Source organism: Nostoc sp. (assembly GCF_036917655.1).
Classification (GTDB): Bacteria; Cyanobacteriota; Cyanobacteriia; order Cyanobacteriales; family Nostocaceae; genus Nostoc.
Genome location: NZ_JBALCY010000003.1, coordinates 76,349 through 100,040, shown reverse-complemented (window position 1 = coordinate 100,040; position 23,692 = coordinate 76,349). Strand labels below are relative to the sequence as shown.

The following is a 23,692-nucleotide window of genomic DNA, read 5'->3' as shown; positions in this document are numbered from 1 at the left end:
GGATTAATTTTTGTAAGTCCAAACAATCGCATTGTCAGTCAAAACAATCGCATTGTCAGTCAAAACAATCGCATTGTCAGTTAAAACAATCGCATTGCAGCAGGTTGCATTTAGATAGCACAGCGATGCAAATACAAAAATGCAAGACGATAATAAAAGCACCGCACATCGCTTTTAGAAAGGTTTGAGAGCAAGCGAATTTAAACGCGAGAATAATTCTATTATCTAAAATCCTTGCATTACTTGACAGAGCTAATGACTTGATTGCTGGGGTCAATCTAAAATCTAAAATCCAAAATCCAAAATTACTTCACCTTCTGTGATCCTTCAACGATTTGGTAGAGTTTGTCTTCTAATTTTTGCATACATGCCGACCAATCAAAGTCAAGTATGGAAGGGCGAGCTTGCCGAGTCAAATCTGCTTTGAGGTTGGGATTTTCCAAAATCGCAATCACCTTACGGGCAAAATCTGTTGGGTTGTTGGGTTCAGCTAAAAAACCGTTGATCGCATGAAAAACCTGTTCGGGATTTCCTCCAGCGTTGGCTGCTACAACAGGGGTTCCAGATGCTAAAGCTTCCATATTGGTCGTACAGAAGTTTTCGGTAACAGATGGGTTGACAAATACATCTGCTCGTGCATATAAACCTAGAAGTTCTGTTCCGTGGGACTCACCCCAGATAGTAATACCGGACTCAAACTTTTGGGCACGCCGACGCATCTCCTCATCCAAGGGGCCACTACCAACGATGACCAAATGGACATCAGGAATTTTGGCAGCAATGATTGGAAATGCATCAATAAGTTGGGTAACATTTTTTTCTGGGGTAATGCGTCCGACAAAAAGGATAGTTGGTCGATGGTCGTTAACAATGGGGTTGTAGTCGATGTTTTGGGGGTGAAATTTTTCGCAATCAATCCCTTGATATGGCACGTATTCACTGCGTTGGCATTTCAGTCGGTTGTACTTAGCAAGCAGTTCTTGAGACGGAAATAAGTTGAGATCATAAGCATCACTGAACTGCTTGACTAAAAGGGGAACAATCGGACGTAACAAGCTGAAGAACAGATTTCCTAAGTAATATCGAATATAGGCAACGATATCGGTATGGAAAATTGAGATGATTGGGGTATGAGTTTGTTTAGCATACTCAACTCCTATAGGGCGACCATAACCTTGTAAGAAAAGTGAGTATAATCCTCTCATTTGCGCCGCTTCTTCAACCAGTATAATATCGGGTTGGAAGTTCTCAAGTAACTTAGTATCGCTCCAATAGCGATAGTTTAATGGTTGGGGAAGAGATTTGTAGAAGATTAGCGGTTTGGTGGGGAATGCATAAGCAGAAAAGTTGGGGAAGGGCTGTAGTTCATCCAATCCTGACATTGGGCGATTTCCAACCTTTCTGGGGTACTGGCTATTAATTTCTGGGTAGATAAGAAAGACCTCATGTCCTTGTTGCAGTAACCATTGAACCCGTTGGTGTACTGCAACGGAAACTCCAGTCAAGAAAGGAGCGTACAATGCTGTAAACAGTGCAATGCGAAGTGGTTGTTTAGTCATAAAAAAGGGGAATATTACACTAAAATGCTGGTTTTGAATTTAGGACTTATGCAGCACATGTTTCATGAAGATCCTGATTATTTGGCTCAGAAATTACCACTAATACAGTTAGGCTAAGGATTTACGCATTTACAAATGATCTAAACTATCGATTCTGAAGAGGATGTTTCTAAACCTTGCTTAAAAACTATTAAAACATCCAAAATTCCCCTTGATAGATTTGCCTAATCCTTGTCAAAAATGTAAATAAATTTTGCTAATCAACAAACAAAAGCGGGGATTTTGACAAGGGTTATAGCTAATATAGTTTTACTAAATATAAGATAATATAATTTTCAGACTAGGGAATGTTTAGTGTAATAACTTTCATGCCCTAGTTTATATCTAGCAATTCACTTCAAAGAGAAACCTTGTTATCAATAGGCTGATCCAACCATTGATAAGGGCGATATTCGACTAGCCGGATATTCCACGGCCCTTGAACCCGATAGGAAACACCGCGCCAAGTAACTGTTGAAATCCACAATGACGATAGCATCGCTAACCCATAAACCCACTGTGTTAGCGGAATCGCAATCAACATCTTGATGATTGTAGCAGCTGATAATTTGGCGTAGACGTGCAACGGCTTGCCGATAGGCATCGCCTGGTCATTAGAGCGAACCACTCGCTGTATCTCTAATTCCAATACGAGCATTATCAAGAGTAATCCGACAGTATAGACTCCATAGCAGCCTAACAAGAGAGCCGCAGCTTCCCATTTTGCCTCTAACAACGACTCTAGAACTAAGATGATGACTAAAGTAGGAAACAAAATGCTAGAAACAGCTTCACTAACTAAAGCTAACCAACGCGGGTGATACAGTCGAGAATAAAGTATCAGGCGCTTGAGATAGTCTATTAACTTGGATAAATCAGTCTCTTCACGATTTACTATTAGTAGCGAAGGCACAAACTTTACCTGGAACCCATGTTTTTTGAGGATGTCGTGCATCATAAAATCTTCGCCTAAAGCTTGTCCCCACTTATCTAGCAGTTCTGTTTGGCGAAGCACTTCTGTTTTCACAGCCAAACTCCCACCCCAAGGAATCTGGAAGATAAACATTTGCACTACTGTGGATACATTGCCGACGTAGCGCACTAAAGATCCCCAATATTTACCTGTAGGTACATACCAACGATTACCTGTTGTCGCCCCTACTTTAGCATCCCCTAAAGGACTGACTAATTCTCGCAGCCAATTCACATGGACTATAGTATCAGCATCTACTAGGGCAACCACCTTGTAAGAATCATCCAACTCACGGACAGCTTGCACTAAGGAACTGCATTTGAGACTACAATTGTTGCGTACTATTCTCAAAGGGCTGATTTGAACATTGGTCGCTTCTTGCTCTGTGATGGTTTCACTGGCAATTTTCCAAGCGGGATCTTCGTGACTATCAACGATCAACTTTAAATCATACTGTGGATAATTCTGATTTAGGAGCGATCGCAAACATCTAGGCAAAAACGGATCGGCTCCGCGTAGGCAAAGAATCACTGCTGTTTTGGGCAACTGGTCATCTGGTAATAAGTTTTTTTTAGATGAGCGCAGATACCATATAAAAACAAGCGTTAAACACACCTGAATAACCAGCCAACCCATCAAAGACTTAGACAGAAATATAGCTAAATCTTCCATTAAATTTTTAATCTCCGATAGGATTAGGGATTGGGGATTGGGGATTGGGGATTGGGGATTAGGGATTGGAAATCAGAAGTATCTTCTAGAGAAGCAGTACCCAGTACCCACTCCCCAGTCCCTTTATGAATCAAGCGAATATTTCATGGTGATGTTGACTGTTGTATTTTTGTTTACAACAAAACTGGCATCACGAAACTTTGGCGTACCTGTTTGTATGGACACAGTTGGATTTTTGGAAATCCCAAAACCTTCTTTGGGAATACCGAAAAAGTCTTTATTGAGTTTGCGATCGCCATTCTGATCATCAACCACGGCGACAGCATAAGTTCCAGGCTTCAAACCGGAAAATTCTTTTTTTACAGAACTTCCAGTAATCTTAACGCAGCCACTTTGATCTCCATTAGAATTACTCATCGGAAATCCTCGTTCACTTGCGTAAACTCTGAGGCAAATCTCACCTTTTTGGTGATGTATTCCATTTACTACAACAGTTAGTGTTTCAGCTGGCTCTGCATTCACTGTTTTAGCAAAGCTGATGCTCACTAAAGTAGCAAGCAAAACATGACAAATTTGAGAGAGTTTCAGCATAATTTTGTAGTCAGAATAGGTGATTTTGGGGCTGATAAAAAGCTGCGTTCGCCAGCTTTTATTTCTGAACTGATTCGTTCAAAGCGTGATTTGCTGTTTTTTCATTGATGCTCTATGCCAACCTTTCCAAAGTACTTGCAGCACTTTTAGCAAATCTTTCAGCAAAAGATATTGTGTCCCTTTTAACTGCTGATATAGACTTATATGACAACACAGCCGCTCATACAAACTCAGGGGACTATGCCATATGGAGAGTACATACTCCCAGAATATTCTCCAATGTGGCAATAAAATTTTTCCTTTCTTTGCTGAATCAAACCATACTGCATATGCATAAAAATCAGGCAGCATACTCAATGAGGGTTTTTTACTGTTGTTAGTAAACAACAAATAATTAGGGAAATACATACTCATTGATTGTTGCGGATGGCTTCTAGCAAAAAACAGGTATTCAGGGATTTCATAAAACCTACCAAGAATACCAAGTCTTAACAAGATAATTCCATCTGCATTACCGTAACCACCCATAGGCGGTATCTTTCTCAAGGCACTGGCGCGAATTACCCCGTAACATTGATAACATAAATGCTTGGTCAGCAATTCGTTGAAACGCTGCTGTGGTTTTAGTGCATCTGCCTTGAGTTTTATATCGTAGTTTTGGAGAAAATTTCCCTGTTCATCAATGAAATATGTCTGGGAGTGACACAAGATGATGGTAGGGTCTTGGTCAAGCACCTTAATACACTTTTTGATAAAATCTGGAGCATGTAGATCATCATAAGCTGCCCACTTAAAGTACTCACTCGAAGACAATTTAAAGACGCGATCGAAGTTACGGGCGCAACCAATATTCTTCTCATTGCGGTAGTAACAGATACGTTGGTCTTGCTCGGCGTATGCTCTACAAATTTCTTCAGTTTTATCTGTAGATGCATTATCTGAAATAATTATCTCAAAATCTTCAAACGTCTGAGCCAAGAGTGAATCTATGGCTTCTTTGATAAATTTTTCACCATTATATACAGGTAATCCGATGCTCAATCGTGGCTGATTGCTACTCATAGAAAACAAGTTTTTGGAAAATAGGTGGATTATTTTATGCTTAATTGCAGCTAATTTTAGGCAGATGCAACGTAATAATTCATAAATTAGAATCCAGAAGTTAGAATTTAGTAGGTTGGGTTGAGGAACGAAACCCAACATTATCAATGCTTTGTTGGGTTTCGTTATCGCTCAACCCAACCTACTATTCTAATTCTTCTATTTCCCCACTCCCCACTCCCCACTCCCCACTCCCCACTCCCCACTCCCCACTCCCCACTCCCAAAAGATTATTTGATCAAGCTTTGAATATCTGTCTTTTGCAGCCATTCATGTGTTCGTTGTATACCTTCTTCTAGGTCAATTGTTGGTTTATAATTTAACAGGCTTTGTGCTTTGGCAATGGAACAAGCATAGGGACGAGTCATAAAATCTATAGACTCTGGTAAAATATCAACTTTTTGACGAAAAAGTTTTTGTCCTTGAACACGTAGCTTTAAAAACAACTTGATTTCATCTTTCGGTAATGAAAGGGGTGCTGATAAACCTTCCATTGCTGCTAAACGCAAAAAATACTCTTTCCAGGAAGTTTCTTGTCCATCGGTGATATTAAATATTTCGCCGTAGGTTTCTTTTTCTATCGCTAGAAAGATGCCATCAATCAGGTTATCTATATATACATGATTGATCACTCCTTTACCATCATTGGCATAGGCAAATAATTTTTGACGCATCATCAGAATTGGTCTGACTATCCAAGGAATACTTCCTGGGCCATAAACATCTCCGGCTCGAATAACGATGATGCCAAAATCTGGGGGATTATTCAGTTCTAAGAGTGCTGTTTCGGCTTCTATTTTCGTTTGACAGTATGAATTATTTTCGCCAGAGAGTGGCCCGGATTCTGTAACACCATTAGGATAGTTGAAACCGTAAACCATCACACTGGATAAATGCACGAATGTTTTGACACCAGCCTGTTTAGCGGCTTTAGCTATGTTGACAGTACCGCCAACATTGACATCACGAAAATGGTTAATTGCGCCAGCTTCTTGGGCAATTTGATATGTATGTAAAACGATGTCTACTCCCTGACAAGCCTTTTGGGCAGTGGTAGGATCGGTGATACTACCAATAATTACCTCAACACCTAAATTCTGTAATTGTTTGTTCTGTTCTGTAGAACTTTGCAGTCCACGAACCTTCATTCCTTGCGCTATGGCTAACTCGGCTGTACGCAAACCGACAAGTTCATCAATCCCAGTAATTAGGAGAGTTTTGTTTTTGAGGTTCATAAAGTCGAAGCTATTGTTAAATAGGTGAATTTGAGTTGTTAGATAAAAGACTTCAAAGTTCTATAAAATTGGAATTTTTATAAAGACTTTTAAGTCTTTTATCTAAAATTGGTATAAGGAGCAAATTTTCTGTGGAGAGGCTGTACTGATACTTAGTTTGGAGTCTAGATCAAGGCAAAATAATTTGATTATTTCGCTGTTAAGAATCAGTTAGAAAATATCTCCTGGATCTGCGGATCGGAGTTTGTTGATAGCAAGTGCACCTGATGTTATACACATTAATACTGTTGAAGTTAAGATTATCAATGCATTATTAATGGTCATAACTATTGGTAATTTAGTTGCTTCTGCTGCAAAACTATATAACAACACAGAACCAATCAATCCGGGAATATAACCTAAAATTGCCAGAATTAAAGCTTGCTGAAATACCACATTTAATAAATATCTATTGGCATAACCTATGGCTTTTAAAGTGGCGTAAGCAACGAACTGTGTAGCAATATTGCTGTAAAGAATTTGATAAACAATAACTACACCAACAACCGCAGCCATTGTCAACATCAAGTTAAGTATAAAACCAATTGGTGTTCTGACTGCCCAATATTTTTTTTCAAAATCAATAAAGCCTTGGCGTGTAAAAACTTGGACATCATTAGGCAAACTTGCTTGCAAATTCTTCAGTACTGTTTCTGCATTAGTACCAGGTTTGAGGGAAATCAAACCGATATCGATCATATCTGCCGGACGACTATTGGGATTTATCCTCAAGAAAGTTGAGTCACTAACAATTAAGTTGCCATCTACACCAAAGGAAGGTCCCAAGCTGAATAAACCACCAACTCTCACTCTATAGCCAATTAATGAATTAAAGGGAAATATTTCAACTGTCTGTGTAGTATCTCCCGCATTAAATTTTTCAGCTATTGGGCCAAATTCTGGACGAGAACCCCGGTCAAAAAGCACAACATCGGGAATTTTCAGTTTATCTAAATTTTTCTCAACTTCTGGGATGTTCATCACAGGTCTGCCTGGATCGAAACCAATCACATATATTGAATATTTCTCACTAGTTGCTGGATTTTTTAGTTTGGCAAATTGCAAATACATCGGGCTAACTGACTCTACGCCATCAAATCCTAGAGATTGGTATAAACGAGTCCGAGAAAAGCTTTGATTTGAGGTCAAAGATTTATATTGCGAACTAACTAAAAACAAATCTCCTTTGAGATTCTGATGGACTGCGGTTGCACTGGAATAGAGAGCATCTTGAAAACCAAGTTGCACAAACATTAGCAGCACAATAAAACCAATCCCGGCTACAGCTACTAGTAAACGAACTTTTTGCTGGGCTAGCTGTAGCCATGCTAAAGGAATTTTGAAAATCATGGATTTATTTGTTATTTGTCATTTGTCATTTATCAGTTGTCATTTGTTATTTGTTATTTGTAAATGACCAATGCCCAATGCCCAATGCCCTATGACTAAATATGAATGGCGACATCCACTTGTAAGTTAGTTAAACGAGCTACCCGCTTACTATCTGCGGGATTATTGATAGAGATTTTCACTTCAACTATTCTGCGGTCTGTATCTGAACCAGGGTTGAGGCTGAAGATGCCTTGCTTGTCAACTTGCCAACCAATCTCTTTCACAGTTCCCTGTAATGTTCCAGTAAATGCAGTGCTGGTAATTGTGGCTTTTTGTCCTAGACGCACTTTTTGAACATCGGTTTGATACACCTCTGCAATCACATACATTTGAGATGTCTTACCTATGTCAGCAAATCCTTTGTTGGTGCTGATGACTTCTCCGGTTTTGGCGTGAATTTTTAATATTTTGCCATCTATGGGAGATTTGATGTAACTTAAATCCAAGTCGGCTTTTGCTTGTTGAACAGAAGTTGTTGCACTGTTGACTTCGGTTTGTGCCACCTGAACATCTACACTACGCACTTCGCTAATACTCGTGAGTTGTGCTTGTGCTTGCTTGCGTTGTTCTTGGAATGTGTCTTGAGTCCGCTTGAGAGTGGCTTGAGCTTCTGTTAGCTGCTGTTGTGTAGTCTTGAGTTGCAAAGCTTTGGTATCTGCTATGGAAGCCGCGATCGCACCTTGTTTATATAATTGCTGATAGCGATCGTTCTCGGCTTGAGCATTGTCTACTTCCGCCTGGATACGGGCGATTGTCGCCTGTTGTGTGGCAACGTCTCCTTTATATTGTGGCTCTAAACGCGCGATCGCAGCCTTTTGAGCATCGACATCTCCGGTTTTAGCTCCAGATTTCACCTGCGCTAATTTAGCTTTAGCAACTTGCAGTTGGTCTAAAGCCTGTTGTAATGCGGTTCTAGAACGACCATAATTTTCTAGATAGGCCAATAATTGCCCTGCCTTAATCGCATCTCCTTCTTTCACCAACAGTCTTTCTACTCGCACCCCATTATTAGAAGTGGGAGCAGTCAAAGTAGTAACTTCGCCTTCTGGCTCCAAACGTCCCAAAGCAGTCACAGCAAGTTTCGTAGGCGTGGCAGCTTTTGGAGGATTCGCTGGCGCTGTCTGAACTTTAGCTTTAGACCAAAACGGTGCCAAACTATAGAAAGCGATTAATCCGGCTGCTAAAGTCAGAGAAGCTGCTAAAATTACTTGCGATCGCCCTACGGGTTTTGTGAATAATCGGCTTTCTTTATTTACTGCCATATTTTCATTCCAATTATGTTTTCTAGGGGATAGCCTGGTTATATTTAGTCGATTAGATATAGACTCATCCGCAAATTACCGAGAGGGCTTTTCCTCTAGGATTTCTACCTTAATAAAGTGGATGGGTCTAAATTGGTTTTATATGAATTGTTGTACGCTTTTGCCGCCCAAACTCACTATTGTGGCGTGAAAATTAATGGCGTGTTACTTCAAAGCTTCCTAAGTTATATCCTAATTTCACATCTAATCCAGTAGCGTAAAATACAATAGTGCTAACCAGAAAACTTAACTCTCAAGAACAACGAAGCGCTAATAAAAAGGAACTAAAAACTTGGATAAACTTGTCATTAAGTATGGCGTAAAAATGGATTTTTGTCAACTAATTGACTTTGCCTAAGTCCTGATTCTCTCACTATAATATTTCATCACAGTCAGATTAGAGACTGAAGAAATTTATTCATTACTAATCCCTGATCTGCCAATTGAATACCAATAGATGGTTAATTGTTAAGCAGATTTGATATTACTAACAGATTATTATTAGCAAGGTTGTGTAGTATAAGACATTATTATTGGTTTTGATACTACTAATTAAAGGCATGAAGCGATACCTTTGGTGGGTTACGACAACGCACATCTAAAAATACACGAGTCCACTGTGGCGGAAGTTTGTTTACCTTTAACAAGGGATTTTGCCCACTAACATCCTTATAAATCTTCTGCTTCGTTGCCATCCCGCCTTGGAATAAATTCCAAGGCTAATAGCTAAAGTCCTCTCAAGAGGACTAAATACAAAATTTGAAGCGATGTACATGGCTATCCTTGATGAAAGAGAAAATTTCAGTCCACTTGAGTGGATGGTAGCTCTGAGCCGCAGAACTTAAGTTCTGGGCGGGATGTTAGTCAGCGCGACACTTTGACTGTTACAAAAATGTGGGTAACGACAAGGGGCAAAATCCCCTTATTTATCCCATATCGGTGGCTTTTACCTGTGTAGCTGCGGTTTGTAACCGCCCTTTTAACTGATGCAATCATGATTATGTTTATCAAGCAACATACTAAAAATTAACATTTGCTTTATAAATAACCGCTTTGCTTCTTAACTTGAATTATATTGAAAAATAACCAAAAACTTTGACTTAATTATCATGTTTATCTGAGAAAACATACTTATGGTTATTCAATCTATCTATGTATTAGCTGAATTGTTACTTACTAGACAACAGATTTGCATTGTTACTTAATCCAGCGCAAATTTCTGGCTAACCCGTAGATAACATAATATCTCATACATTTATATAGTTATAAATTATACATTTATGCTGAGTTTTATTCAAAATTCACATCAGTAATAGTGGAGAGTTATTTATAAAATAAGTTTAAAGGAATGATTTAGTTTCTGTAAAGTATGTTAGTGTTTTTATTAATTCCATGCTTTAAAGTGGTTATAGAAACTAGTTATTTAATTGAAATTTTGAAATTAAAAATAACTAAACATAACTGCTTTACCATCACCTACTGATCGTTTAATTACTTTTTCAACTTGCATAAATTCGGATTAAAGGTGGTGTCTTTTGTGTAACGAACTTGTCAACTTTCGTGGTTCAAATAGCATAAAATATATTATCCCGGACGTTGAAACTGGCTATGACATTGCTCAAGATACAGAACGTTGTCATTAACAACAGCTATGTTGCTGTGGTTAGGCTAGATCATCAAACAGTTTCGGGTGAAAAAAACATTTCTGTTCCCTTAGCTACTCCTAAGTTTCCATCGCTCCAGTAGGATACTATTGCTCAAAATCTCTACCATTGCAAATGGATTAAATTCACTGGTCAAGCAGCTATTACACTCCAAGACTATTTTACCAGTTTTAACAACGTTATTGACCGTGCCAATTTTGGATTTTGGATTTTTTGCTTCATGCTCCACTCATTGTGAGTGGAACAAATCTAAAAGACGCTTGATTACTCACTAATGCAAATCTAAAATTGCAAATCTAAAATCCAAAATTGGTTGACCTATTGCCACAATTTAAAGAGTCTAGCGTTGGATAACATTTTTTCGCGATCGCAGTGTGCCAAAGTCACCTGGAAACATAAGGTTTTACCCTGGCAGTATGTATCGTGTGGTGTCGATTTGGAGACAAGCATTTAGCGCAGATAGGATAGCTAGGTGCTGACAAAAAGAGAGTTTTTCATTAATTAGTCGGCAACAGAAATTACTGTAGCTACAGAATCCACAGTACTAACTATGCTCTATGTCTGCTTATTCAATTGATACTGCCTTAGCGGAGTTAGAAAGCCTTGTCAATAACTGTGAAAAGGCTGTGATGAGGTCTATAGAGGAAAAAAACATGAGGTCAGATAAATCAGTGTCAATCCACAGAATTAATAGACAATTACAACACAATCCTATCGCCATTGTTGGGATGGCTTCTCTATTGCCAAAAGCTAGAAACTTGCGGGAATACTGGCAAAATATAGTAAACAAAATTGACTGTATTACTGATGTTCCCTCCACTCACTGGAGTGTGGAAGATTATTACGATCCTAATCCGAGAACTACTGAAGATAAAACCTACTGTAAAAGAGGTGGATTTCTTCCAGAGGTAGATTTTAACCCGATGGAATTCGGTATCCCACCCAGCATTTTGGAAGTCACAGATGTATCGCAACTATTAAGTTTAGTGGTTGCGAAAGAGGCGATGGAAGATGCAGGTTATGGCGAAAAACGTGAGTTTAGCCGCGAGACTGTTGGCGTAATCTTAGGCGTGGCGATGGCCAAGCAATTAGGAATGCCACTTTCTGCGAGGTTGGAATATCCGATTTGGGAAAAAGTACTCAAAAGCAGTGGTTTATCTGATGAGGATACCAAAAAAATCGTTGATAAAATCAAAAGTGCTTATGTGAAATGGGATGAGAACGCTTTCCCTGGAATGTTAGCTAACGTAGTCGCGGGTAGAATTGCCAATCGTCTAAATTTTGGCGGGATGAATTGCGTAGTTGATGCTGCTTGCGCTAGTTCTTTCGGTGCTTTAAAAATGGCAATTAGTGAGCTAGTTGAGCATCGTTCTGACATGATGCTAACTGGTGGTGTTGATACCGATAACACCATCATGGCTTACATATCCTTTAGCAAAACACCGGCGGTTTCTCCTAGTGAAAATGTCAAACCTTTCGATGCTAAATCTGATGGGATGATGTTGGGTGAAGGTATCGGGATGATTGTCCTCAAACGGCTAGAAGATGCTGAACGTGACAAGGATAAAATATATGCTGTAATCAAAGGAATTGGCACCTCCAGCGATGGGCGTTACAAGAGCATTTATGCTCCTCGTAAAGAAGGTCAAGTTAAAGCCTTAGAACGTGCTTATGAAGATGCTGGCTTCTCTCCCGCTACTGTTGGTTTGATGGAAGCACATGGCACCGGCACAATGGCTGGAGATCCCACAGAATTCGGCTCTTTAAAAGACTTCTTTGATGTGCATGATTCTAAAAAGCAGCACATCGCTTTGGGTAGTGTAAAATCACAAATTGGACACACAAAAGCGGCTGCGGGTGCGGCAAGTTTGATTAAAACTGCTTTGGCTTTACATCACAAAGTATTACCGGCGACAATTAATATCACCGAGCCAAACCCTAAACTCAACATTAAAAATTCATCCTTTTATTTGAATACCGAAACCAGACCTTGGATTCGGGCAGAAGGGGAAGCACCAAGACGTGCGGGTGTGAGTTCTTTTGGCTTTGGCGGCACCAACTATCACGTCGTTTTGGAAGAATATGAAGCTGATCAAAACCACGCCTACCGCTTACATAGTGATGCTAGTGAAGTGCTGTTATTTGCTCCCACAGTAGACCAATTGTTGAGCAAATCTGAACAGATTTTAGGTAAGTTGCGATCGCCTGAAGGAAAAACACACTATGCAGAATTAGTCAAGGAATGCAAATCGCCACAGATTCCCCTCTCTGCTGCCAGATTTGGGTTTGTAGCTGAGAATCTCGAAGACGCTTGCAAGTTGTTGCAAACTAGCATTGACTGGCTGAAAAACAAAGGAACAGCAGCATCTTGGGAGCATCCCCAAGGGATTTATTACCGCGCCTCTGGTATGGAGTTGGGTGGAAAAGTTGTTGCTCTATTTTCTGGTCAAGGTTCGCAATACTTGGAGATGGGGCGCGAACTGGTGATGAATTTTCCTTTGATGCGGCGTCTTCATGGCTATATGGATAGTCTGTTAATTAAAGATAATTTACAGCCGTTGTCAGAGATTGTTTTTCCTCATCCGGTGTTTGAGGAAGCAGAAAAAAATGTTCAAATTGCTGCCTTACAACGCACAGAATACGCTCAACCAGCCATCGGGGTGTTGAGTGCAGGGATGTACAGCATACTCCAACAAGCTGGGTTCAAGTCAGATTTTGTTGCCGGTCACAGCTTTGGTGAACTAACAGCGCTATGGGCTGCGGGGGTTTTGAGTACGGAAGATTACTTGTTCTTAGTGAAAGCTAGGGGTCAAGCAATGGCTGCACCCGAAGACCCGGATCATGATGCGGGTAGTATGCTGGCTGTCAAAGAAGACATCAGCAAAGTGGAAGCAGTGCTGAAGCATTTTCCCCAAGTTGCGATCGCTAATCAAAATTCTCCGACTCAATTTGTCTTGGCTGGCCCCACCGCAGAAATCGCCAGAGTTAGAGAGGCTTTACACGAGAAAGGATATACAGCTGTATTGTTACCTGTTTCAGCAGCGTTCCATACACCGCTAATCGCCTTTGCTCAAAAATCCTTTGCGATCGCTACTAAGTCAGTCAAGTTCCAAAGTCCCAAAATCCCTGTTTACAGCAACGTCACCAGTAAGCAGTATCCCAATGAACCCCAAGGGATTCAAAAAATCCTGGAAACGCACCTTTCCAACTCAGTGCTGTTTAAACAGGAAATTGAAAATATCTATGCAGCCGGTGGTACTTGCTTCGTGGAATTTGGCCCAAGGAGAATTCTCACCAATTTGGTAAAAGATATCCTTGGCGATCGCCCCCATATTACCGTATCTTTGAACCCCAGCACTCAAAAGAATAGCGATCGCTCTTTGCGGGAAGCAGTTGTGCAGTTGCGGGTAATTGGTCTGGCCTTGACTAACCTCGATCCTTACCAACTTCCCCAAACTATACCGCCAATTGAGACGAAGAAGACATTAAATGTCCGTTTAAACGGCATCAACTACAGATCCGAAAAAACGAAAAATGCCTTTGCTTTAGCTTTGCAGGATGGGCATAAAGTCACATTACCCAGCCCCGAATCTTCTGAAGCGGCTCCTTTATTTAGCAGCCCAGGTGTAACTCCACCTCTGGCGGTGATCGAGACTAACGGACATAAAAAAACACCTGCGATCGCTAACAGTGTGACTGCTAATATCATCACCCAAACAGAGCAACAAATGAATCCTGTGACCTTTTCACAACCAGCCCAGGAATCTAAGATGCAACCAACGCCAGAAAAGCTGACAAATTACGAACAACTTTTAGCAAGTTTAGAATATCTGTTGACACAGTTTCAGGAAAATCAAGCCGAGAATTTACAAGTTCACGGTACTTATCTCAACCATCAAATGGAATACGCCAAAGCGTTTTTCCAACTGATGCAACAGCAGAATTCTTTGTTGAGTGAAAGTAAATCAACAGCCGAAACTGCCAAAATGAAGCTAGTTGTGATGGAAAGCTTAGAGCGCAGCATGATGCAGTTTCATTCCCAACAAGGTGAAACCCTACGCATCCATGAGCAATATCTCCAAGAGCAGCTGGAATATACCAAAAACTTTTTCCAACTCATACAGCAAGAGTATTCTCAAATCATCTCAGGTGAGGGAGCAACCCAACTAACAGAGAAACTAAGCAATTTCACTCCGTTCACCACAGAAACAACTGTTACTGATGCACCCGTAGCTCCTACTACCAAGCTAGTAGAAAGCCAGCCTTTGCCTGTAACTGAGCCTGTAGCTAAAAATGGCTTAAATGTTACTCAAGCACCTCTCCCGCCCGCTCCCCACGTGGTAGAGCCTGTAATTGAAACTCCTGTATCCTCAGAGACGCGATCAATCGCGTCTCTACTTCCCACTCCGCACTTCGCCACTGTCGAGACAGTAGAGCCTGTAGTCGCGCCACCTGTCCCAGTTGTAGAACCCCAAGCTGAGGTTGTAGTCAAAATTAGCTCACCTCCAGTCAACGAAGTTGTTGCATTCACCCCAGAAGCAGCACCCACAACTGCTGCACCTGTATCTGGCGCAACCATCGATATTGTTGACTTGGATAAAAACCTGTTAGCCATCACCAGCGACAAGACGGGCTACCCAGTCGAGATGCTGGAAATGGACATGGACATGGAGGCGGATTTAGGAATTGACTCTATCAAACGGGTGGAAATCTTAGGGGCGCTACAGGAAATGTACCCCAACCTACCGAAGCCCAATTTAGAAGAACTCGCAGAAAAACGCACCATCGGTCAAGTTGTAGAGTATCTGCAATCCCACGCTTCCAAAAGTGTTTCTGTAGAAATTGCAATTCACGAAGTACAACAACCAACCGAGATTCTAGTAGAGACTGCACCCGTAGTTGAGGTAGTCATTGCACCGGAAGTAAGCGTAGTTGTTGCATTCACCCCAGAACCAGAACCCGCTACAAGTGATGAATTTGCAAACTTAGGTGAAACCCTGTTAGCCATTACCAGCGATAAGACGGGCTACCCAGTCGAGATGCTGGAACTGGACATGGATATGGAAGCCGACTTGGGGATTGACTCGATTAAACGGGTAGAAATCTTAGGGGCGATGCAAGAAATGTACCCCAACTTACCCAAGCCAAACATTGAAGAACTCGGCGATCTCCGCACCATCGGTCAAATAGTCGATTACCTACAGCAGTTGGCTGGAGGTGAAAAAAAAAAGTCTGAGCCTGAGTTTGTCCAACAGCGATCGCCTGAATTAGAGCATAATATCCAGCGCCATCCCGTCAAACTCAGAAGCCTACCACAGCCCGATTACTTGGATTTCACGTTACCAGAGGGACACATCGGTTTAATCACTGATGATGGTTCCCTCACCACTTATAAATTAGCTGAATCCCTAATCGAGAAAGGCTGGAAAGTAGTAGTTATCAGCTTCCCCCAATCGCTGATCGCCCAACAAGCGCCATTACCTACAGGAGTAACCCGCGTCACCTTAGCAAACTTGAGTGAAGAACATCTTCAACAACAATTGCAAGCGATCGCATCTCACTGCGGAGCGATTGGGGCTTTCATCCATCTCCATCCGATGTTTGTAGGAAATCATACCGGAAGTATTGCCTATAACGAATCAGAAAAGGCGATCGTCAAGCACGTATTTTTGATGGCGAAACACCTCAAACCCTCTCTAAATGAAGCCGCACGTCATGGACGTAGTTGTTTCTGCACAGTTGCTCACCTTGATGGAGCCTTCGGTTTAGAGTACAAAGTCAACTTCGGTGCGATCGGCGCTGGCTTGTTCGGATTAACTAAGACTCTGAGATGGGAATGGCCAAAGGTGTTTACTCGTGCGATCGACCTAAGTCCCAGACTTGATGCAAAACAGTCAGTACAAAACATCATTGCCGAGCTTCACGACCCCAACCTTCATATTAGTGAAGTTGGCTACGGCTCACAAAGACGAGTCACCATTATCGCTGATTAAAAAGTAGATTAACGCTGTGTGCAACTTTCTCTCAAACCTAACCCCCAACCCCTTCCCTACTAGCGTTCGGGAGTAAGAATCAAAGCCTCGGTGTACACACAAGTCGAATTACCCCCCTCAATCCCCCCTTACCAAGGGGGGGAAACAGGAAATCTAGTTCCCTCCCCTTTACAAGGGGAGGGTTAGGGTGGGGTAAAACCCTGGTTAATCAGCTACTTCAGACTTGTGTGTACACCGTAGCCCTGTTGGAGAGAGGAATGGAAGCGGGGTTTCAAGAATAAGTTGCACATCAAAACCCAAATAATGCAAGTATTCACAAGGATTTATGACACAAACAGCCCAGCTTAGTCCATCATCAGTCTTTGTCGTGAGCGGCGGTGCAAAAGGGATTACGGCTGAGTGTACTATCAGATTAGCCCAACAGCAACCCTGCAAATTCATCCTCCTCGGTCGCTCGGAAATTTTAGAAACTGAGCCAGATTTTGCTCAAAATTCTGATGACTCCGCATTGAAAAAAGGCATCATGGAAAATCTTCTTTCTCAAGGAGAGAAGCCCACACCCATGAATGTGCAAAAGATATATAACAAAATTACCTCCAGCCGCGAAATTAAAAAGACTCTAGCCGCAATTGAAAAAACCGGAGCTAAAGCCGAATATATCAGCGTCGATGTCACTGATACGCCAGCTTTACAAGAAAAACTTGCCAATGCTGTGCAACATCTCGGCCCAATTACCGGAATCATCCACGGCGCGGGAAACTTGGCTGATAAGTTAATTGAAAAGAAAACAGAACAAGATTTTGAAAAAGTTTACACCGCCAAAGTTCAAGGTTTAGAAAACCTGTTGGCTTGCGTTAATCCTAATCAACTTCAGCATTTAGTTTTGTTTTCTTCAGTAACAGGATTTTACGGAAATGCCGGACAATCTGATTATGCGATCGCAAATGAAATTCTAAACAAATCAGCCCATATTTTCAAGCAACAATATCCCTCATGTCATGTAGTCGCTATCAACTGGGGCGCTTGGGATAGTGGGATGGTAACAGCAGAATTAAAGAAAGTTTTTCTAGAGCGAAAAATTGAAATAATTCCCATTGCAGTCGGCGCACAAATGCTCGTTAAAGAAATGGATAATGCCAATCATGCAACTGCACAAGTTGTTATTGGTAGTCCACTAGTTCCAATGGCGGCGGAGTTAGATTCAGAACTACGAACCTATCGTATCCGTCGCCAAATGACATTGGAGGCTAATCCATTTTTACACGATCATACTATTGCTGGTTCTCCAGTTTTACCAGCAACTTGTGCAATGAACTGGATTATCAATGCCTGTGAACAATTATATCCAGGTTACAGATTGTTTAATTACAAAGATTTCAAAGTTTTAAAAGGGATTACTTTCAATGAAACATTAGCTAAGGAACATATTTTAGAAATAGAAGAAGTTTCCAAAGTTAACTTTGAAAGAATCGAACTTAAAGCCAAAATTTCGAGTAAAAACCCAGAAGGGAGAATCCATTTTCATTTTAGCGCTCAACTCAATTTCCAGCGAGAAATCCCATCTGCGCCCATCTATGAATCTCTCAATCTTGAACAAGATAACATCATCACCGCTACCGGAAAAGCTTTTTACCAAAATGGTGCGGCTACATTATTTCATGGCCCGGGATTTCAAGAAATTAAGAGAGTTTTAAACGTCAGTCCCGAAAAAATCACCACAGAATGTCTTTGGCCAGAACTCAGCGCAGAACAACAAGGACAATTCCCAGTCCAATGGGTAAATCCTTATACAACAGACTTGAGTATGCACGGGTTATGGATTTGGACACAACACTTTCATCAAGAAGGTTGTTTACCTGGAAAAGTAGAAAAGTTTGAACAATTTGAAGCAATACCGCATAACGAAACATTTTACGTTTCTTGTGAAGTACTAGCTAAGACACCAAGTAGTGCGATCGCTAACTTCATCATACACGATCGCCAAGGAAAAATATACTCACGAATGCTCGGTGCCCACGCCATTATTTGGTCAATGAAAATGCTCAGAAGCTAGTAATCAGTCAACTTGAAAGTTCGTAGTAAGGACTTTAGTCCTTCTTATATAAGCACTAAAGTCCTTACTACAAACTATCAAAGCTAGCTTAATCTTAGGATTGCTATAACTTGCCTCTTTAAAGTTTGGGGAACAGCGTAAATCCTGCCTTTTAATTATCTCTTGCTAAATACCCAAACTCGGAGCATATCAGCAGTGGAAAAAATAGCCATCATCGCATTATCATGCCTATTCCCCGATGCTAAAAACCCTGAAGAATACTGGCAAAATATTATTGCTCAAAAAGATTCGACATCCTCTGCAACCGTCGAAGAAATCGGAGTAGAACCGACAATCTTTCACAATCCAGTCAAAGGTACACCAGACAAAACTTATTCCCTCAAAGGCGGTTACATCCGCAACTTCCAATTTAATCCATCTGAATACAATCTACCATCAGAATTTGTTGCTGGTTTAGATAACACCTTCAAATGGTCATTGTATGCCGCCAAACAAGCAATTGTACAAAGTGGTTATTGGGGTAATCAAAGTGTTCTTGCAAAATGCGGCTTAATTTTAGGTAATTTGTCATTACCGACAAAATTATCTAATCAACTATTCTCTCCAATTTACCAGCAAGCGATCGCACCTGCTGTTAGAGAACTTTTGCAATATGAAGACTTTGATTTAGCTGCTCTCCCAACTGCAACTAAAGCGTCTTTATACAATGCGATGATATCTGGCTTACCAGCATCTATCATTGCTCAAGCCTTCTCCCTTTCCCAGATTAATTTATGTCTGGATGCTGCTTGTTCGTCATCATTTTATGCTATTAAACTAGCATCTCATTACTTATGGTCACACAAAGCTGATGTCATGTTAGCTGGAGCCATCAGTTGTGCAGATTCCCTGTTCGTGCGGATGTTATTTTCCGGTGTTCAAGGGTATGCAGAAAACGGCATCAGCCGCCCCTTAGATAAATCCTCTAGAGGGCTAATTCCCGCCGATGGTGTTGGAATGGTGATGTTGAAGAGATATTCTGATGCCGTTAGAGATAGTGATAATATTCTCGCCACTATCTGCGGTAATGGACTCTCTAATGATGGCAAAGGTAAACATTTATTAAGTCCTAATACTAAAGGACAAGTTTTAGCTTTTGAACGAGCCTATAATGAGGCAAACTTTAGCCCCAAAAGCATCGATTATCTAGAGTGTCACGCTACCGGCACATTCCTAGGAGATACAACCGAATTCAACTCCATAGAAACATTCTTTGGTCAAAACCAAGCTGCGCCTCTGGTAGGTTCTGCTAAGGCAAATACTGGTCACTTGCTAACTGCTGCTGGCATGGTTGGCTTGACTAAGGTTATTTTGAGTATGTCGCATGGTGTAATTCCACCAACCATGAATGTTTCGGAACCTTTAACATCAGAAAAAGGTACAATTTCCGCCGATAAAATTGTTAGAACAGCTACAGCATGGCCGAATAATAATGCACCAATTAAACGGGCAGCTATTAGCGCTTTTGGTTTTGGTGGTACTAATTCTCATCTGATTTTAGAACAAGGAAATACAACACAACCAGTTGAATCAAGTTCACCTGTTCCACCTGTAAAAGTCGCCATTGTCGGCATGGATGCCTTTTTTGGTAACTGCAATGGTTTGGATGCTTTTGAACGCAGCATTTATGATGGCACACAACATTTTACTTCCCTACCGCCTCAAAGATGGCATGGGATAGAAAATCAAGAAAATGTCCTGAAAGAGTACGGTTTAGCAGATGGAAAAGCGCCAGTTGGGGCATATATCAAAGATTTTGAAATCGATACTTTATCGTGCAAAATCCCACCGAATGAAATCGAAAAGTTAAACCCACAACAATTATTACTGCTAAAGGTTAGCGATCGCGCCGTCAAAGATGCGAAACTACAGGAGGGCGGCAATGTCGCAGTGATTGTCGCTGCTGAGACAGAATTTTCTGTGCATCAGCTACAACAAAGATGGAATTTATCTTGGCAAGTTAAGGACGGCTTACTCAACCAAGGAATTTCTCTACCTGCTGAACACCTTTCCCAACTGGAAACCATTGTTAAAGATAGCATTCACCAACCAGTAGAAATCGGCGAATATGTCAGTCACATCGCCAATATCATGGCGAGTCGAATTTCTGCTTTATGGAATTTCAGTGGACCGGCATTCACCATCAGTGCTGGCGAAAATTCTGCCCTCAAAGCGTTGGAAGTTGCACAAATGCTACTCGCTACGGGAGAAGTTGATGCAGTCGTTGTCGGTGCAGTAGATTTGGCAGGTGGTGTGGAAAATGTCTTGTTCCGCAGCCAATTTGCACCAATTAACACGGGTGTCAATACGTTGGGTTATGACCAACAAGCTAATGGCTGGACGGTTGGTGAAGGTGCTGGTGCTGTTGTCCTCAAGCGCTACGAAGCTGCTAAGGAAGACAATGAACGCATCTATGCAGTAATTGATGCCATGAGTTTCGCACAAGGTAATTCTACTTTGAGTAATGCTCTGGTAAAACCTGATGCTTCAGCTATCAGTGATGTCTGCAAACAAGCTTTCCAGATGGCAGATATTCAACCCACAGATGTAAACTATGTGGAAGTCTTTGGTAGTGGCATTTCCCAGCAGGATGAAGCCGAAATCACAGGTTTACTGCAAGCTTATCCGAAAGTGGGCAATGGTCTGCATTGTGCATTGGGCAGCGTCAAAGCCAATATCGGCCACACCTATACAGCATCGGGAATTGCTAGCTTAATCAAAACCGCTCTCTGTCTTTATTACAGGTATATTCCCGCCACACCCAAATGGTCTGGTGTCAAAACACCGCAAGTATGGTCAGGTAGCCCCTTCTATGTGGCAATGGAATCAAGACCTTGGTTTGTCGATAAAGGCGGCACACGCAGAGTAGCAGCAATTAATAGCATGGGTATAGATGGCAGTTACGCCCATTTAATCTTATCGGAAGAACCCAGCCAAGAGGAGCGCGACAACAGATATTTGCAACAAATGCCTTTTCATCTGTTCCCAATTGCAGTTAGCGATCGCTCCACCATACCAGATTTACTTAACCATCTCCAAAAATCCATTGAAGCTAGTTCTTGTTTATCAGCTACAGCCAGCGAGACATTCGCTACCTTTGAACAGCATTCTAATGCAAAATACGTCTTATCAATCACAGGACGTAACACAAAAGATTTACTAAAAGAAATTGAATCTGCTCGCAAAGGTGTAAATAATGCTTTTGAAAACGGCACAGATTGGCAAACACCACTAGGTAGTTATTTCACCGCAAAACCATTGGGTAAAACTGGAGCAGTTGCTTATGTTTATCCCGCCGCAGTCAATTCTTATATTGGCATTGGTCGCAGTGTCTTCCGTTTATTTCCGAAAGTCTTCGAGGACTTAAAAAGTAACAATCTCTACAACCGGGCTGCCGATGTTGAAAAGTTAGTTTATCCCAGAAGTTTACCTAAATTGACAACCAGGCAACTAGAAACACTCGAAAAGCAATTGTTAGATGATTCGCTGGCAATGTTTGAAAGTGAAATCGCCTTTGCTAGATACATGACGGCAATTTTCCGAGATGATTTTCAAGTCAAGCCACAATCAGTTTTTGGGTATAGTTTGGGTGAAACTAGCATGATGGTTGCCCAAGGAGTTTGGAGTGATTTTGAGGGCGGAAGTAATACCTTAAACTCATCACCTTTATTTGGCGATAAGTTATCTGGCCCTAAAAATGCTGTGCGTGAATATTGGGGATTAACAGATTCACCAAACAACAATTTTTGGAATACTTATGTTCTCATGGCTACTCCATCTCAAGTTAGAGAATGCCTGAAACAAGAGAATCACGTCTACTTAACTCAAATTAACACACCAGAAGAAGTATTAATTGCTGGTGAGGATGCAGCCTGTAAGCGAGTGATTACAACTTTAGGTTGCAACGCTTTCCCCGCTCCCTTCGACCATGTGATCCATTGTGAAGCGATGCGATCGCAGTACGAGGAAATCAAGAAGGTAAACACATTACCATCCCAAAATCTTCCCGGTATTGTGTTTTATTCTGCCGCCGATTATCAGCCAGTCGCACTTGAAAGTGAAGCGATCGCGCACAATATCGCCAAAGGATTGTGCCAAGAACTTGATTTTCCGCAACTAGTTAACCGTGTCTACGGCGATGGTGTGCGAATATTTTTAGAAGCAGGCGCTGGTAGTGTTTGTTCACGATGGATTGATAAAATTCTCGGCAACAAAGAACATCTCACAGTTTCTCTGAATCGTAGAGGGATGGATGATCACGCTTCAATGGTCAAAGCATTAGCAAAATTACTCAGTCATCAGGTGAACGTGGATTTATCACCGTTGTACAGCAAAGCCCAAGAAACCGCTAATCAAAATAAAGCAACATTGAGAACAGTTACCTTGGGTGGGAAAGCGATCGCTGCTACAATTTTGAGCGACGAAAATCGCAAACTTGTTGAAAATTTGATTGGGGATATTAGAAGCGAACGCTTCAAAAAACAGCATCCAAATATACCTAATATCCAGCAATCTGAAATCACAGATTCTCTTAATACTTTCAACCAAACAACCCAACAAGATAATTACTCTCCTAACATCTTGCCATCCCTTACTCAGCCAGAAGAAGTCAAAGCGAAAAATATCATTGATAACGTTTTTGAACCGAGAGAACAATTACAATCTTCTGAGTCAAGAGCAATTAAACAGCCAATTCCTGTTTCTTCCCCACTCGTCAGAACTAAAAAAATTAGTAGCATCATCAGCATGTTCGATTTAAATAAGACACAGTATCAAAAGCTCAATGCTAATAATTCAAAGATAACTAAAGCGCACACAGCTTTTTTACAAGCTAGACAAGATTACAGTCAACAAATGAGCGAAATCATTCAATTGCAACTAACTTGCGCCCAAAATTTGCTTAACGACGAATCTTGATATAAGTCTACAGACTTCAACCATCAATGACCTTGGGTAAGGGGAAAGGTGAACTGGTAAAAGGAAAATATTTCTTCCCCACTCCCTATTCCCCACTCCCCACTCCCCTTATTTAATAATTGTA

General features: G+C 41.2%; 11 protein-coding genes and 1 pseudogene. 4 read left to right on the top strand and 8 right to left on the bottom strand.

The annotated features are described in order from the left end of the window. Positions 1-305: 305 nt before the first annotated feature. The 8 genes from V7K30_RS01930 to V7K30_RS01895 all read right to left on the bottom strand — a co-directional run bounded on the left by V7K30_RS01930 (position 306) and on the right by V7K30_RS01895 (position 9,597). Positions 306-1,559, bottom strand: coding sequence for a glycosyltransferase (locus tag V7K30_RS01930; protein ID WP_334996577.1), 1,254 nt, complete (start codon positions 1,557-1,559; stop codon positions 306-308). A gap of 397 nt (positions 1,560-1,956) precedes the next feature. Then, a complete protein-coding gene (locus tag V7K30_RS01925; RefSeq protein ID WP_334996575.1) occupies positions 1,957-3,243 on the bottom strand; it encodes a glycosyltransferase in 1,287 nt (428 codons plus the stop codon). Between the two features lie 123 nt (positions 3,244-3,366). Further along, positions 3,367-3,834: a DUF2141 domain-containing protein gene (locus V7K30_RS01920; protein ID WP_334996573.1), complete on the bottom strand. Its 468-nt coding sequence runs from the start codon at positions 3,832-3,834 to the stop codon at positions 3,367-3,369. 78 nt (positions 3,835-3,912) lie between these two features. Continuing rightward, positions 3,913-4,896 carry a glycosyltransferase family 2 protein gene (locus V7K30_RS01915; RefSeq protein WP_334996571.1) on the bottom strand — a complete coding sequence of 328 codons (984 nt, stop codon included), beginning with the start codon at positions 4,894-4,896 and terminating at the stop codon, positions 3,913-3,915. A 269-nt stretch (positions 4,897-5,165) separates the two neighbouring features. Continuing rightward, positions 5,166-6,170: an NAD-dependent epimerase/dehydratase family protein gene (locus tag V7K30_RS01910; RefSeq protein ID WP_334996569.1), complete on the bottom strand. Its 1,005-nt coding sequence runs from the start codon at positions 6,168-6,170 to the stop codon at positions 5,166-5,168. A gap of 210 nt (positions 6,171-6,380) precedes the next feature. Further along, on the bottom strand, positions 6,381-7,559 hold the full coding sequence (gene devC / locus V7K30_RS01905; protein ID WP_334996566.1) for an ABC transporter permease DevC: 1,179 nt from the start codon (positions 7,557-7,559) through the stop codon (positions 6,381-6,383). Positions 7,560-7,654: 95 nt separating this feature from the next. Continuing rightward, positions 7,655-8,863: an ABC exporter membrane fusion protein gene (locus V7K30_RS01900; protein ID WP_334996564.1), complete on the bottom strand. Its 1,209-nt coding sequence runs from the start codon at positions 8,861-8,863 to the stop codon at positions 7,655-7,657. Between the two features lie 587 nt (positions 8,864-9,450). Continuing rightward, a complete protein-coding gene (locus V7K30_RS01895; RefSeq protein WP_334996562.1) occupies positions 9,451-9,597 on the bottom strand; it encodes a hypothetical protein in 147 nt (48 codons plus the stop codon). 913 nt (positions 9,598-10,510) lie between these two features. On the opposite strand from V7K30_RS01895, the pseudogene V7K30_RS01890 reads away from it, so the two are divergent. The 4 genes and pseudogenes from V7K30_RS01890 to V7K30_RS01875 all read left to right on the top strand — a co-directional run bounded on the left by V7K30_RS01890 (position 10,511) and on the right by V7K30_RS01875 (position 23,568). Further along, positions 10,511-10,804: pseudogene (locus V7K30_RS01890) on the top strand (hypothetical protein). A 319-nt stretch (positions 10,805-11,123) separates the two neighbouring features. Further along, positions 11,124-16,559: a beta-ketoacyl synthase N-terminal-like domain-containing protein gene (locus V7K30_RS01885; RefSeq protein WP_334996560.1), complete on the top strand. Its 5,436-nt coding sequence runs from the start codon at positions 11,124-11,126 to the stop codon at positions 16,557-16,559. A 325-nt stretch (positions 16,560-16,884) separates the two neighbouring features. Beyond that, on the top strand, positions 16,885-18,612 hold the full coding sequence (locus V7K30_RS01880) for an SDR family NAD(P)-dependent oxidoreductase (protein ID WP_334996558.1): 1,728 nt from the start codon (positions 16,885-16,887) through the stop codon (positions 18,610-18,612). Between the two features lie 195 nt (positions 18,613-18,807). Further along, positions 18,808-23,568: a PfaB family protein gene (locus V7K30_RS01875; RefSeq protein WP_334996556.1), complete on the top strand. Its 4,761-nt coding sequence runs from the start codon at positions 18,808-18,810 to the stop codon at positions 23,566-23,568. Positions 23,569-23,692 lie beyond the last annotated feature (124 nt).

What these genes read in the sequence shown, in the direction of transcription:
- V7K30_RS01915 (WP_334996571.1), bottom strand. Translation starts at nt 4,896, where the DNA reads ATGAGTAGCAATCAGCCACGATTGAGCATCGGATTACCTGTATATAAT.
- V7K30_RS01920 (WP_334996573.1), bottom strand. Translation starts at nt 3,834, where the DNA reads ATGCTGAAACTCTCTCAAATTTGTCATGTTTTGCTTGCTACTTTAGTG.
- V7K30_RS01880 (WP_334996558.1), top strand. Translation starts at nt 16,885, where the DNA reads ATGACACAAACAGCCCAGCTTAGTCCATCATCAGTCTTTGTCGTGAGC.
- V7K30_RS01900 (WP_334996564.1), bottom strand. Translation starts at nt 8,863, where the DNA reads ATGGCAGTAAATAAAGAAAGCCGATTATTCACAAAACCCGTAGGGCGA.
- V7K30_RS01910 (WP_334996569.1), bottom strand. Translation starts at nt 6,170, where the DNA reads ATGAACCTCAAAAACAAAACTCTCCTAATTACTGGGATTGATGAACTT.
- V7K30_RS01885 (WP_334996560.1), top strand. Translation starts at nt 11,124, where the DNA reads ATGTCTGCTTATTCAATTGATACTGCCTTAGCGGAGTTAGAAAGCCTT.
- devC (WP_334996566.1), bottom strand. Translation starts at nt 7,559, where the DNA reads ATGATTTTCAAAATTCCTTTAGCATGGCTACAGCTAGCCCAGCAAAAA.
- V7K30_RS01930 (WP_334996577.1), bottom strand. Translation starts at nt 1,559, where the DNA reads ATGACTAAACAACCACTTCGCATTGCACTGTTTACAGCATTGTACGCT.
- V7K30_RS01925 (WP_334996575.1), bottom strand. Translation starts at nt 3,243, where the DNA reads ATGGAAGATTTAGCTATATTTCTGTCTAAGTCTTTGATGGGTTGGCTG.
- V7K30_RS01895 (WP_334996562.1), bottom strand. Translation starts at nt 9,597, where the DNA reads ATGGCAACGAAGCAGAAGATTTATAAGGATGTTAGTGGGCAAAATCCC.